Raw genomic sequence first — 12,000 nt, forward strand, 5'->3', positions numbered from 1 at the left:
ATGGTGGTTTTAGACCACGGGACTCTCGGATACATAACCTTCGGCCTTATGAGCTTCTCAATGCTCAGCGGCGCCTTCATATTCCTCTCCAAAAAGAGGCAGTTCTGGATAAAGGTGCACCTGCTGGTGAGCATTCTGGCCTATATCTTCATGGTCTGGACGATATGGGTCGTGGGGTGAAGGGGAGAAAAAAAGTAAAACCTTCACTCCTCTGCAAGCGTTGGAACCGCGTTTCCTGCCTCGAACTTGGCAGTGAAGAGTCCCCTTGTCTTGTTGGCTATCCAAACGAGGCTCAGCATTATCGGGACTTCCTCAAGGACGCCAACCACAGTTGCCAGAGCGGCACCGCTCTCCAGTCCGAATAGGGCTATGGCAACAGCCACAGCCAGCTCAAAGAAGTTGCTCGCGCCTATGAAAGAGGCTGGAGCGGCAACCTTGTGCGGGAGCTTCCAGAGCCACGCCCACCCGTAGGCAATCGCGAAGATAAAGTACGTCTGTATCGTCAGCGGGATCGCAATGAGGGCAATGTGCAGCGGGTTTTCGAGGATTATCTTCCCCTGGAAGGAGAATAGGAGTATCAGCGTGAGGAGGAGGCCAGCTATTGAAACGGTGCTCAGCTTCGGAAGGAACTGGCGCTCGAACCACACCGGCCCCTTGGTCTTCAGGATGTGTCTCCTTGAGATGTAGCCGGCAGTAAGCGGGATGACGACGAAGAGGACAACCGAAAGTAGGAGCGTGTCGTATGGGACGGGTACCTCGTTGAGGCCCATGAGGAAGCCGACTATCGGGGCGAAGGCGAAGAGAATTATGAGGTCGTTGGTGGCCACCTGGACGAGCGTGTAAAGCGGGTCGCCATCGGCCAAATAGCTCCACACGAAGACCATGGCAGTACAGGGTGCAGCCCCGAGGAGTATTGCCCCCGCTATGTACTCCTTGGCAAGTGAGGGCTCGATGATGCCGAGCTTGATGGAAAATAGCGTCCCTATGAAGAAGGAGCTTATGAGGAACATGCTGAAGGGCTTTATGAGCCAGTTGGTTACCCAAGTGACGGTTAACCCCTTAAGCATCTGGCCCTTGTGCACTCTCTTTATCGCCGAAAAGTCCACCTTGACCATCATGGGGTATATCATCGCCCATATCAAGACCGCTATCGGCATGTTGACGTTCTCTATCGTGAGCTTTGAGAGCGCCTCGGGCACCGACGGTATGAGCTTTCCGAGCGCTATGCCCGCTATTATACAGAGGGCTACCCACACCGAGAGGTACTTTTCGAAGAAGCTTAACCCCTTTTTCTCGCCCATTTCCACACCCGTTGGATTGAATGAGGCTTCAAATAAAAGGGTTTTTAAAACCAAAGGTGGAAATGTTGATGAAATGCTCTTCATCTATATGGCACTCTATAGACTACTGCGGCAACGCCTTTAAACCTCTTCTCCGAGCTCTTCCTGGTGGAAAAAATGGAGGAAAAGCTCATCCTCTTCGTCTGCGTCAAGAACTCCGCAAGGAGCCAGATGGCGGAAGCGTTCTTCAACCATTTTAACGATGATCCAAGGTTCAGGGCCATGAGCGCCGGGACGGAGCCTGCCGAAGAGATAGATCCGCTCGCGAGAAAGGCCATGGAGGAAATTGGAATTTCCCTTGAGGGCCAGTATCCGAAGCTTTACACCGAGGAGATGGCCGATAAAGCGTACATCGTCATCACGATGGGCTGTCTCGACAAGTGCCCCTACGCTCCGCCTGAAAAAACGTGGGACTGGGGGCTCGATGACCCCTACGGCCAGCCAATAGAGAAGTACCGCGAAGTAAGGGACGAGATAAAGCGCCGCGTTTTGAAGCTAATCGATGACTTAAAGGCTGGAAAGAGCAGGGAAGAGATAATCGGGAAGAAATCGGCGTTTTCAATTTCAATTAGTGCTAAATGAGGGTATTGGTTAGGTTCTGCTGTTTCGTTTCAAATATTTTGCCGCTAGTTCTTTCTTTTTCAAAAGACGAAGGGGAGAAAATAAGCACCTTGCAACAATGAAGAAAAGAGAAAAATTTGGGATTTGGGTATCATGGGCTCACTGTCCGCTAAACTCCATCCTCTTCTTTACTACATCAATCGCCCTCGCTGCGTCCTCCTTGAACTCCGGAAGGCCGAGCTTCTCCATCGTCTCCGGCAGTGGGACGCCGAGCTCCTCGTGCCAGCCCCTCAGCCTGTAGAACTCCCTTCTCGCTTCGAGGAAGTCGTTGTAGTCTATGAAGGCCGCGTTGCCCTTCGCCGGTCCGTCCGGCTCGGGCTCCCACCAGCGAGGAGGAATGGTGTCGTCGAGCGGCGGTGTTACCCAGTCGAGGGCGTCGTGTATTCTCGCTATGCTTTCAACTCCCCATGCCCTCTTTCTGAGTTCTTCTACTGTCCACTCTTCCCCGGTAGCTACAGAGTAGAGCTTGGCCAGGTCTTCCATCTTGTAGGGCACAAACTTGCACGTTCCGAGCATGTCCGTGATGTAACTCTCGTCTCTACCCTCGATGAGAGAAGGTACAAGCTCCTTCGCCGGCCCCTGATTGGGGAGCTGGTGAGGCCTCGGCCAGCCGCGGAGGTGTGAAGCGCCAACGTCAGCGGTGGCGTAGCTAAGTCCGTATGTCCTCCTGCCGCGCGGGTCCCAGGCCGGGCTTTCCATGCCCTTGACGTGAACGGCGAACTCGCAGCCCCTTCCAAGCCTCTCGCAGGCTCTCTTGACTCCATCGGCGAGGATTGCTCCGATGCCCTTCCTCTCGGCCATCAGCTTTATGAGCCTCTCCTCAGCTTCAGCATCGCCGAAGCCCTTCACGGGAAAACCTATCTCGTCCTCGCTAATCAGTCCCCTCTCAACCATCTCGAAGAGCCAGCCGATTGTCGCTCCTGTCGCTATGCTGTCCATTCCGTAGTCGTTGACGAGGTGTATGAAATATGCCACGGCAGGGAAGTCAAAAACGCCAGTAGCTGCTCCGAGCATGGCTATGCTCTCATATTCAGGCTTGACGCGGATCTTCTTGCCCTTGTACTCGACCTCAACGTAGCGGGCGCACTTTATCGGGCAGCTCTTTCCATGGACGAACCACTCCGGCTCGACCTCGTACTTCTTGACCTCATCTCCACCGAGTTTGGAAGCAAGCTCGTCCGGGATGTAGGGCCTTGAGAAGTTGTAGGCCGGGCTCATTCCGAGTGAAGCGGCGCTCCTTAGGGCGTCGGTCGTTCCGTAGGTTCTCGTGTGCTCGTACTTGGGGTTTGTGGCGAACTCGTTGTAGTATTCCTGCCAGAGCCTCTGGAACTCCTCTGGCTCCGCGACCTTAGGTTTCTCGCCGGGCTCGACGACCACGGCCTTTACCCTCTTGCTTCCAAGGACTGCACCAAGACCACCCCTTCCGCTGGCCCTCTCGGTGTCGTAAATTATGTCCGCTATCCTGCTGAGCCTTTCACCAGCCGGGCCGACCATTGCCATGCTCGCCGTCGGATACTCCTTCCAGAGCTCCTTGGCAACCTCGTAGTTGCCCTTGCCCCAGAGGTGGCTCGCGTCCTTAATCTCGACCTTTCCGTCGTGGATGTAGAGGTAAACGGGCTCCTCGCTCTTCCCTTCGATTATCAGTGCGTCGAAGTGTCCCCTGAGCTTCGGGCCAAAAGCGTCGCCACCGCTCGAATCGCTGATGAGCCTCGTTTCGGGGCTCTTGCTGATGGCGATTACCTTGCTCGAACCCGGAACGAGGCCAGTCAATCCACCAGCCGCGAAGACGAACTTGTTCGCTGGGCTGAGCGGGTCGGTTCCAGGCGGGACTTCCCTGTAGATGATGTAGTAGCCGAGCCCCTTTCCACCGATGAACTTCCTTATCACCTCATCAGGAAGCTCTTCGTAGGTTACCTTTCCAGTTGTCAGGTTTACACGGGCTATCTTGTTCTGGTAGCCATACATCAGACACACCCCCTTGCGTTCTCTCTATCCTCCTTTGAGAGTCTCCATCCCATAGCACCGAAGTTCTCCTCTAGGTGAGCCTTGTTTCCAGCCTTTGGGATGGCTATGACGTTCTCCTCCCAGATGAGGTAGTTGAGCGCAACCTGAGCGGCTGTCTTACCGTATTTCTTCCCGATCTCGGCCAAACATTCGTTTCTCGCGAGGGTTCCCTTTTCAAGCGGCGTGTAGGCTATCAGCGCAATCCCCTCACGCTTCATGTAGTCGAGCAGACCTGTAGTTTCTGGCCAGCGGTCTTTGAGGGAGTACTTGACCTCGTTGGCGACTATCTCGTACTTCTTCATCGCCTCCTGGCTTCTCTTGAGAAGCTCGAGGTCGAAGTTGCTGACGCCGATGTACCTGATCAGCCCCTCGTCGACGAGCTCCTCTAGCGCGTGGAGCGTCTCCTTGATCTTCTCCCAACTGTCGCCAGGCCAGTGGAGGAGATAAAGGTCAATATAAGTGCCTAGTCTCTTTGCGCTCGCTCTTGCGGCCCTCTTTGCTTCCTCGTAGCCGAAGTGTGTCGGCCACACTTTGCTGATGATGAAAATATCATCGCGCTCGAACTCCTTTATGGCCTCTCCTACGAGCTCCTCCGAGTGTCCTGCCCCGTAGAACTCAGCGGTGTCTATGAGGTTTATTCCGAGCTCGAGGCCATGCCTTAGAACCTCAACGCTCTCATTATCCTTTGAATAGTCTGGACTCTCGTAGCCGCCTATTCCCCACGTGCCCATGCCTATGGCCGTAACTTTGTCGTCACCTATCCACTTAAGGTCGTTAAAAATCCTAACCTTCTTCATCTTTCACACCAAAACGATTTGGAACTCGACCTTAATTAAGGTTTCTCTCTGAACGATAAAATGGAAGAAGAAATGATGGGTCGTGGCCAACTCTGGAAACTGAGTTTTGGCCAAAACGGTTGGGGACATTCTGAGAGCGCTACCATGAACGGCAGTTTTATTAACAACGATAGATTCACGCCCAATATGAGACACTTTATTCGACCCTTTAATGAACCAATGTTCTCACTCAGCAACGCACCTCACAACGGGGGCCTCTTTAAGGCAAACGGCTTCTTCTTCATGATGGTTCACAAGAACTATTCTGGCGACTATAAGGCCGATTGTCTGAAGTTCGAACAGGAAAACGGCCTAAATAACTTCGTCGGCTTCATGACGGCGGCTAACATTGAGAAAGTCCTGGCCGTCTCAAGGAGCGGAAGCGTTACAGCCTACATAACTGCAGGGGTAACCAACCCCGCGATAGCCGGAGAAGTCCCACCGCCTTGGAAGCCCGGGACGATAAATATGGCGCTCGTTATTGAAGACGGCCTGACGGTCGGGGCAATGGCCAACGCAATAATGACGGCTACCGAGGCGAAGACATACACCCTGCTGAGACTTGGCTACAACGCGACGGGAACGACGAGCGATGGGATAGGAGTTTTCGCCTTCGAGGGAGAAAAAGAATGGGCCGGGACGGCGACGGAGCTCGGAATAAACATAGGCCGAGCCGTTAGGAAGGCGCTGGAGGAGAGTTTGGGGAAGTGGAAATCATCGAGAAAGGGTTAAATACACGTTCGTCAAAATTCACCTCGGTGAGAGAATGGAAGATATGGAGAGCCAGGTTGAGAGACTTTTCCTGTACGCCCAGAACCTCCTCTTGAAGCTTCGGCTGAAGGAACTTCAAAAGGATCACGTTACACTTGAAGACATTGAGAGAATTGTTCAGGAGGAGTTAACTGTTGACGAGGATGTTGAAGACATAACAGAGATAATTCGTCAGATGAGGGAGAGAGATTATGAGTTTGAGTACTGACGTGGTACTGGATACCAGCGTTCTCGTTAAGGGTATTTTGCCCCCTCTGCGTAGGAAACGTGATGATGTTTATTATAGACAGCTCTCCCTTCATTTGAAGGCCAAGGAACTTTTGAATAACGTTCAGGACGGAATATTCTCGCTTCACGAACCCGTTGTAGCCCTTATTGAAACTTCAACCGTGCTGTGGAGACTTTCGAAAAGTGAACGAATAGTCAATGTTGGGATAGAGTTTTTGGAGGCACATTCCCTCTTTTACTTTTTTCTTCTGAAAGCCTCGCCCTTTAGGGCGGGGATGCAGTAATCAAAAGACCAGCCTGAAAGCGAGAAAGCACTTCACCAAAATACTTAAATACTAAACCATACTACTAAATACTGGTGAGTGGAGTGGGAGTAATCACAATCTCCGTTGATGATGAAGTCGAAAAGAAATTCAGAGAACTCGTGGAGAAAAAATACGGGAAAATCAGAGGGGCTTTAGGTGTTGCGGTAACCGAAGCAATTAAACTCTGGATTAAAAAAGTCGAAAGCGAGGAAAAATGAAGCGAACAGTAACAGTAAAACTACAACCCTCAAAAGCCCAAGAGAAAGCTCTTTCCGAGTTAGCTCTTATTAGCTCCAAAGTTTGGAACAAGGTGAACTACCTAAGAAGAAAAGAATTCTTCGAGGGCAAACCAATAGACTTTAACAAAACCGAGAAAATAGTCTATGAAGAGTTTAAATCCGAGATAGGCTCGGCAACAGTCCAGCAAATAGCGAGAAAGAACGCCGAAAGCTGGAGAAGTTTCTTCTCACTCCTTCGGAACAAGCGGAACGGAGAACTACCAAAATGGTTCAAGCCAAAACCCCCGAACTACATCAAGGAAGGAGGCTTAATAATCCTCAGAAACGACCAATACAAAATTGAGGGAAACAAGCTAATCCTCAAAGGCCTCGGAAAATTCAGAAGACTGGAAGTCCAGTTCAAAGGGAGAATCCACCTTAAAGGCAAGCAAGGTCGCTTAGAGATAACTTTCGACCCTGTAAAGCGAAAATGGTATGCTCATATTTCATACACGGTGGAGGAGAAACTAATTAACGGTAAGTGGGTTAAGCTTCCAAGAGAACCCTTAGGCAACCTTTCAGCAGGCATAGACTTGGGAGTGAACAACCTAATGGCCGTTTACGTTGAGAATGGAGAGAGTTTCTTGGTGAACGGTAGGCCATTAAAAAGTATTGATTTTTACTGGCAGAAGAGGATTGCAGAGTATCAGTCCAAACTTAACAAAAGCGGAGCTAAAAAGAGTAAGAAACTCTCCAGAATGCACCAGAAGGCCAAGCTTCAGGCGAAACACTACATTAACACGATGGTGAGACAAACCGTTGAGAAGCTTTATCATCTCGGAGTTTCGAGAATAATAGTCGGTTATCCGAAGGGGATAGCAAGAAACTCCGACAGAGGTAGGAAGCAGAATTATCTCCTCTCCCACGTCTGGCGGTTTAACACGGTGATAAAACGGCTCAAGGAAGTCGCCGAAGAGTATGGTATTCAGGTTTTGGTTGTGAATGAGGCTTTCACTTCAAAAACGTGCCCCGTCTGCGGGAAGCCCCACGATGGGGCGAGATTTGTTCGGGGTTTGTTTAAGTGTCCCGCAACGGGGCTTATCTTCAATGCAGACCTCGTTGGAGCGTTTAACATTTTGAGAAAGGCTGTAAAAACGATAACCCCGAGCCTCTCTGCTTTGTCAGGAGGTAGGGGTAATTGGCCGGAGACCCGGCCAGAGGGGTCGAAGACCCGCTTTAAATTGGGTCTGAATGAGACTCCTCAAACCTCTCCGCCAATGGTGAGGGGTTAATTCGTTGGAACCCTCGCCCTTTAGGGCGGGGAGGAGGTCAGTCGGATGTGTACCTAATGGATGAGGCTATGAAACTAGGTAAGAAAACTGGGGCCAGCGGCTTTGATGTTCTTTTCCTGGCCTGTGCAAAGGTCTGTGGAGCAGTCCTCATCACAGATGATCTAAAGATGTATGAAAAGGCGAGAGAAATAGGAATAATGAGCCAGCTTCTCAGGGAGATTTCATCCCCATGAGCCTCCTGTAAAGCTCCTCAACCTTCGCTGAGACCTCCTCGGGTGAAAAGCCTGCCTTGATGGCAAGCCAGGTTGCTCCTCCCGCTCCCACGCCCTCCTTGACGTAGCCGTTCTCGTAGTCCCTCAATCCTTTGAACTCACTCTTCGAGAAGTCGAGGTCGGCCGCATAGGTGATTATTCCTATCTCCTTCGCCGTCTCTATGAAGGTTGCGCTCTTATCGCGGACTACCCACTTTGTCGTAGCTATCATGAACCTGCTCATGTCCTCTTCGAGGGCCTTCAGGAGGGCAGATACTGCCAGCATCTGCGTTCCTCCTGCTAAAACTACATTTTTCCTGAAACCGAGCGCCAGACCCACGACGGTTGCCATCATAGGGTCACCAAACTGCCTGAGCGCTTCGAGCGGATTGTCTTTCAGCTGGCCCCTCTCGATCCCCGCTCTCTGGAATCCCTCAGCAATAACTTGCTCCTTGAGGCTCTGGGGGTTCTCAGGTGAAGCTGAGCTCGTCCTCGCATCGTAGCCCATAGCCCAGAGAACGGCCTGGGCAGTGGTAGTTCCGCCGGGGGTTGACTCGCCGATAACCAGCTCTTCTATCTCCGTCCTATTGAGCTCCTCGCCGAGGAGCTTTGCCATCCTGACAATCTCGCCGAATTCGGGGAGTGCTGGCTCTCTCCTGAAGTCCCTCCCAACGGCTGAGCTTATGTGAACGTGGGGTACGAGGGGGGCGAGGTATGTTCCGCCCCTGACCACGAGTATCGGAAAGTTCGCAAGTTCCCTAGCGGCCTTGGTGATTATAGCCGGTGTCGGGTGTCCTTCGGGGGTTACGGGGATAGCGTCTATTATCCTCGGCTTTTCATAGAAGAGGTATTCGGCGTCGGCGGGCGGAGTCAGCTTTGTCAATTCGGGAGTCGCTCCAGCAACGCTTATCCCTGGTATCAGGCTGACCTCAGTGTTTCCCAGAACCAGAATGAAGATGCTCTTCACTTCAACCACCGTGGACTTTTTATCCAGAGCCAATTTAAACTTGTTGGGTGTGGGAATGACGAGGATTTACCACGCGGTCAGGTTCAAGGGCGGAACCGCCTACGTGTTATTCGACGGCTGTAACTGGAACTGCTCTTTCTGCGTATGGAGGAAGGTAACGCGATGGAGCCTCTGCTTGCCGTTGGAAACGCGCAGAAAGCTCGACTACATGTGGAGGACGGGTAGAGTTAGGTACCTCTCCGTTAATGAAGTCGTGGACCTCCTGAAAAAAGCAAGGGTAACAACGGCCTTCCTCGGCGGAGGAGAACCAACCTTGGACCCCGAGCTCAAGGCTCTAATGCGGGCCCTTAGACGCGAGGGGATAAAACCCTGGCTCGTCACCAACGGCGAGAACCTCGACGACGAGATGGTGGAGCTCGCCGAGGGGGCGACCTTCAGCATAAAGGCCCTCGACGATGAACTCCACCGCAGAATAACGGGAGCCCCAAACGGAAAGGCTATTAAGAACTTCAGGCGCTACGCGGGAACAGGAAAGCTTGTCGCGGAGACGGTCTTTGTGCCCGGCCTCGTGGAGTGCGGGGAAATAGAGAGAATAGCACGCTTCATAGCGTCCATCAGCCCAGAAATGAGGCTCAGAATAGACCCACTCGTCCAGGGGGTCGACATTGAGAAGGTGGACGAATGCATAGAGCGCGTGAGGGAAATTCTGCCGAAAGCGGATAGGATACGCGTTAAGGGAAGCGTTGAGCCCCCCGAAGTCCTCTACCCGGAGGTGTGAAGATGGGAAAGGCGCTGATGGTTCAGGGAACTATGTCTGGGGCCGGAAAGTCCCTCCTCGTTGCTGCCCTCTGCAGGATATTCACGAACCTCGGCTACGATGTGGTTCCCTTCAAGAGCCAGAACATGAGTCTCAACTCGGCTCCAAGCATCGAGGGGGGAGAGATAAGCCGCGCCCAGTACCTCCAGGCGCTCGCGTGCAGAAAAAAGCCGAGCGTGAAGTTCAATCCCATCCTCCTCAAGCCCGAGGGCAACATGAGAAGCCAGGTCGTCTTCATGGGCAGGCCGATTGGGAGCGTCTCGGCAAGGGACTACATGCTCTCAAAGAAGGCTGAGCTTTTTGAAAAGGCCATCGAGGTTTTGAAGGAGCTAATGAGAGAGCACGACCTCGTTATAATCGAGGGCGCTGGCTCTCCCGTTGAGATAAACCTGAAGGACTACGACATAGCCAACATGCGCGTGGCAAAAGCCGTTAATGCCCCCGTCATCTTGGTGGCCGACATAGACAGGGGCGGGAGCTTCGCCCAGATAGTCGGGACTATGGAGCTTTTAAGTGAGGAAGAGCGGGAGCTCGTTATGGGCTTCATATTCAACAAGTTCCGGGGCGACGCTTCCCTCCTGAAGCCCGGCTTCGAGTTCCTCGAAAAGCGCTGCGGAAAGCCCGTTCTCGGTGTTGTTCCGTACATCGAGCATCGCCTGCCCGAGGAGGACTCGCTCGCCGAGTTCCCGAAGGTTAGGGGCGACCTCCACATTCAGATAATCAAGCTCCCCCACATAAGCAACTTCACTGACTTTGAACCCCTCCACTGGGCTAACGGCGTGGACTACGTAACGAGGGCCGAGGAAATAAAGGGCGACCTCATAATAGTCCCCGGGAGCAAGAACACGGTAGAGGATCTGCTCTGGATGAGGGAGAACGGAATCGAGGACGCGATAATCGAGGCTCACCGCGAAGGTTCCTTCGTCGTTGGCATATGCGGCGGCTTCCAAATGCTTGGAAAGGAGATAATCGATGAGGTCGAGTCGAAGAGGGGAAGAGTAGAAGGCATCGGCCTTCTGCCAGCCAAAACTGTCTTTACAGGGGAGAAGAGAACCAACCATCTAAAGGCTGAAGTGCTTTGGGAACCCGCAAGGGGTATGTGGGTTGAGGGCTACGAGATAAGAATGGGGCGCTCAACTTCTGAAAAGCCTTTCTCGGTAATAACCTCAATAAACGGGGCCAGAGCCTTCGAGCCTGAGGGAGCGATAGGCAAGAGGGCCTTCGGCACATACCTCCACGGAATCTTCCACAACTTCGCCTTCACGGAGAGATTTCTCAACATGCTGAGAGCCGAGAAGGGCCTTGAGCCTGTTAAGGTCGAGGAGTGGAGCATCGAAGAGGAGATAGAGAAGTTTACCCGGGTTGTGAGGGAGAGCGTTGATGTCGAGTACATAATCCAGAGACTTGGGCTTTAGCGACACCGATGGAGAATTTTCTTCGTAGCTTTTTCCAGTTTTTTCATCTCAGATGCCATTCTTTCTGCTAGGGCTTCCCTTTCTTTTTCGCTCATCTCGAATAGGGACTTCGTGAGGGGGTAGTAGATGCACAACCTCTTTGATCCTCTAGTAGTTCCGTATGGTTCCTCCCACTTGATCTCTTCGATTGGTACATTCATTGCCCTTGCTATTTCGTCAATACGTTCCTGAAGACATTCCTGTATCCGTTCGTTCTCCTCGGGAGAGGGCTTTCCTATATAGACTCCAATTGAAAATTTGTATTCCCATATACGCCACTCGTAGGGAACATCAGAGACGCCACTACCAAACACGAATCTGTATCTTGGCCGTGGCCTAAGGTTTTTGCCGTATCTCTCCAGGACTCTTCTCCAGATATCTAGATAAGTCTCTTCCCTGGGTCCCAATCGTTCAATGGCACTCTTACTGATTTTCCTCCACTGATTGGGCATTACGACGATATCGAAGTCAACCGCATAGGGGGAGTCTCCGATTTTCACAGCCTTCACTTCAATTCCAAAGAATCCGATATCCTGGCCAGTGTTCTCGTTAAGCCAGTTTAGTGCCTGTTTATGCTCTTCTGAAAACTTCTCGGCTATCCACACTATGATTTTTGCATCTAATCCCGATGCATAAGTGAGTATTTTTCCGAGGTGATCATGATTGGTTTTTTCGAACTGATTCTCTATGATTACCATTCCCTCGCTATTGGCATCCCTCGCAACTATATCCGCAAAATAGCTTCCAATCTGGTATTCCCTCTCAATGTCTTCGAGTTCTACTCCTATTTTTTCTTCGAGAATTTTAATGTTCTCAACAAGCCAGTTACTGAACTCCTCTTCCCTGGAAAACACTTTCCGAATAGGGAAGACACCTAAACGGGCAATCTCTACCAT

The 12,000-nt window shown here is 51.9% G+C and carries 15 protein-coding genes; 10 read left to right on the plus strand and 5 right to left on the minus strand.

The genetic code is table 11. The features are described 5' to 3' along the window. Positions 1-180: a membrane protein gene (locus TK_RS04155; RefSeq protein WP_011249792.1), complete on the plus strand. Its 180-nt coding sequence runs from the start codon at positions 1-3 to the stop codon at positions 178-180. A gap of 23 nt (positions 181-203) precedes the next feature. Here the strand turns inward: TK_RS04155 and arsB are convergent, their stop codons facing one another. Then, complete coding sequence (gene arsB / locus TK_RS04160) at positions 204-1,301, minus strand: ACR3 family arsenite efflux transporter (protein WP_011249793.1); 1,098 nt, start codon at positions 1,299-1,301, stop codon at positions 204-206. Between the two features lie 156 nt (positions 1,302-1,457). Between arsB and TK_RS04165 the strand changes: the two genes are divergently transcribed. Then, entirely contained in the window at positions 1,458-1,922 is a 465-nt protein-coding gene (locus TK_RS04165; protein WP_011249794.1) for an arsenate reductase ArsC, read from the plus strand. A gap of 138 nt (positions 1,923-2,060) precedes the next feature. On the opposite strand, the gene TK_RS04170 is transcribed toward TK_RS04165, so the two are convergent. Together TK_RS04170 and TK_RS04175 are read right to left on the minus strand one after the other, a co-directional pair. Beyond that, positions 2,061-3,926 carry an aldehyde ferredoxin oxidoreductase family protein gene (locus TK_RS04170; RefSeq protein ID WP_011249795.1) on the minus strand — a complete coding sequence of 622 codons (1,866 nt, stop codon included), beginning with the start codon at positions 3,924-3,926 and terminating at the stop codon, positions 2,061-2,063. Continuing rightward, positions 3,926-4,762, minus strand: a complete 837-nt coding sequence (locus tag TK_RS04175) for an aldo/keto reductase (RefSeq protein WP_011249796.1) — start codon at positions 4,760-4,762, stop codon at positions 3,926-3,928. Before TK_RS04175 ends, TK_RS04170 begins: the two co-directional genes overlap by 1 nt. Positions 4,763-4,948: 186 nt before the next feature. Here TK_RS04175 and TK_RS04180 point away from each other — a divergent pair, with 186 nt between their 5' ends. From TK_RS04180 to TK_RS12070, 6 genes are all read left to right on the plus strand, one after another. Further along, on the plus strand, positions 4,949-5,533 hold the full coding sequence (locus TK_RS04180; RefSeq protein WP_011249797.1) for an adenosylcobinamide amidohydrolase: 585 nt from the start codon (positions 4,949-4,951) through the stop codon (positions 5,531-5,533). 34 nt (positions 5,534-5,567) lie between these two features. Further along, positions 5,568-5,780, plus strand: a complete 213-nt coding sequence (locus TK_RS04185) for a hypothetical protein (RefSeq protein ID WP_011249798.1) — start codon at positions 5,568-5,570, stop codon at positions 5,778-5,780. Beyond that, a complete protein-coding gene (locus tag TK_RS04190) occupies positions 5,770-6,084 on the plus strand; it encodes a hypothetical protein (RefSeq protein ID WP_143598674.1) in 315 nt (104 codons plus the stop codon). The genes TK_RS04185 and TK_RS04190 overlap by 11 nt, the downstream gene beginning before the upstream one ends. A 74-nt stretch (positions 6,085-6,158) precedes the next feature. Further along, complete coding sequence (locus tag TK_RS12025; protein WP_158298051.1) at positions 6,159-6,323, plus strand: hypothetical protein; 165 nt, start codon at positions 6,159-6,161, stop codon at positions 6,321-6,323. Further along, positions 6,320-7,615, plus strand: a complete 1,296-nt coding sequence (locus tag TK_RS04195; protein ID WP_011249801.1) for an RNA-guided endonuclease InsQ/TnpB family protein — start codon at positions 6,320-6,322, stop codon at positions 7,613-7,615. Before TK_RS12025 ends, TK_RS04195 begins: the two co-directional genes overlap by 4 nt. Positions 7,616-7,671: 56 nt before the next feature. After that, a complete protein-coding gene (locus tag TK_RS12070; protein ID WP_011249802.1) occupies positions 7,672-7,848 on the plus strand; it encodes a hypothetical protein in 177 nt (58 codons plus the stop codon). On the opposite strand, the gene cobT is transcribed toward TK_RS12070, so the two are convergent. Continuing rightward, a complete protein-coding gene (cobT, locus tag TK_RS04200; protein WP_011249803.1) occupies positions 7,826-8,833 on the minus strand; it encodes a nicotinate mononucleotide-dependent phosphoribosyltransferase CobT in 1,008 nt (335 codons plus the stop codon). The genes TK_RS12070 and cobT overlap by 23 nt on opposite strands. A gap of 55 nt (positions 8,834-8,888) precedes the next feature. Here cobT and TK_RS04205 point away from each other — a divergent pair, with 55 nt between their 5' ends. Together TK_RS04205 and TK_RS04210 are read left to right on the plus strand one after the other, a co-directional pair. After that, a complete protein-coding gene (locus TK_RS04205) occupies positions 8,889-9,611 on the plus strand; it encodes a radical SAM protein (protein WP_143598675.1) in 723 nt (240 codons plus the stop codon). Between the two features lie 2 nt (positions 9,612-9,613). Continuing rightward, positions 9,614-11,065: a cobyric acid synthase gene (locus TK_RS04210; RefSeq protein ID WP_011249805.1), complete on the plus strand. Its 1,452-nt coding sequence runs from the start codon at positions 9,614-9,616 to the stop codon at positions 11,063-11,065. Here TK_RS04210 and TK_RS04215 read toward each other — a convergent pair. Beyond that, positions 11,062-12,000 (minus strand): DUF4268 domain-containing protein, encoded by a 939-nt coding sequence (locus TK_RS04215; protein ID WP_011249806.1) that lies wholly within the window; start codon positions 11,998-12,000, stop codon positions 11,062-11,064. The two genes, TK_RS04210 and TK_RS04215, sit on opposite strands and share 4 nt — an antisense overlap.

The sequence above is a fragment of the Thermococcus kodakarensis KOD1 genome (genome assembly GCF_000009965.1).
In the GTDB taxonomy this organism is placed as follows: Archaea; Methanobacteriota_B; Thermococci; order Thermococcales; family Thermococcaceae; genus Thermococcus; species Thermococcus kodakarensis.

Excerpts from the sequence above, each read along its gene's own strand:
- TK_RS04155 (WP_011249792.1), top strand. The coding sequence starts at position 1 with ATGGTGGTTTTAGACCACGGGACTCTCGGATACATAACCTTCGGCCTT.
- arsB (WP_011249793.1), bottom strand. The coding sequence starts at position 1,301 with ATGGGCGAGAAAAAGGGGTTAAGCTTCTTCGAAAAGTACCTCTCGGTG.
- TK_RS04165 (WP_011249794.1), top strand. The coding sequence starts at position 1,458 with ATGGAGGAAAAGCTCATCCTCTTCGTCTGCGTCAAGAACTCCGCAAGG.
- TK_RS04170 (WP_011249795.1), bottom strand. The coding sequence starts at position 3,926 with ATGTATGGCTACCAGAACAAGATAGCCCGTGTAAACCTGACAACTGGA.
- TK_RS04175 (WP_011249796.1), bottom strand. The coding sequence starts at position 4,762 with ATGAAGAAGGTTAGGATTTTTAACGACCTTAAGTGGATAGGTGACGAC.
- TK_RS04180 (WP_011249797.1), top strand. The coding sequence starts at position 4,949 with ATGAGACACTTTATTCGACCCTTTAATGAACCAATGTTCTCACTCAGC.
- TK_RS04185 (WP_011249798.1), top strand. The coding sequence starts at position 5,568 with ATGGAAGATATGGAGAGCCAGGTTGAGAGACTTTTCCTGTACGCCCAG.
- TK_RS04195 (WP_011249801.1), top strand. The coding sequence starts at position 6,320 with ATGAAGCGAACAGTAACAGTAAAACTACAACCCTCAAAAGCCCAAGAG.
- TK_RS12070 (WP_011249802.1), top strand. The coding sequence starts at position 7,672 with ATGGATGAGGCTATGAAACTAGGTAAGAAAACTGGGGCCAGCGGCTTT.
- TK_RS04205 (WP_143598675.1), top strand. The coding sequence starts at position 8,889 with ATGACGAGGATTTACCACGCGGTCAGGTTCAAGGGCGGAACCGCCTAC.
- TK_RS04210 (WP_011249805.1), top strand. The coding sequence starts at position 9,614 with ATGGGAAAGGCGCTGATGGTTCAGGGAACTATGTCTGGGGCCGGAAAG.
- TK_RS04215 (WP_011249806.1), bottom strand. The coding sequence starts at position 12,000 with ATGGTAGAGATTGCCCGTTTAGGTGTCTTCCCTATTCGGAAAGTGTTT.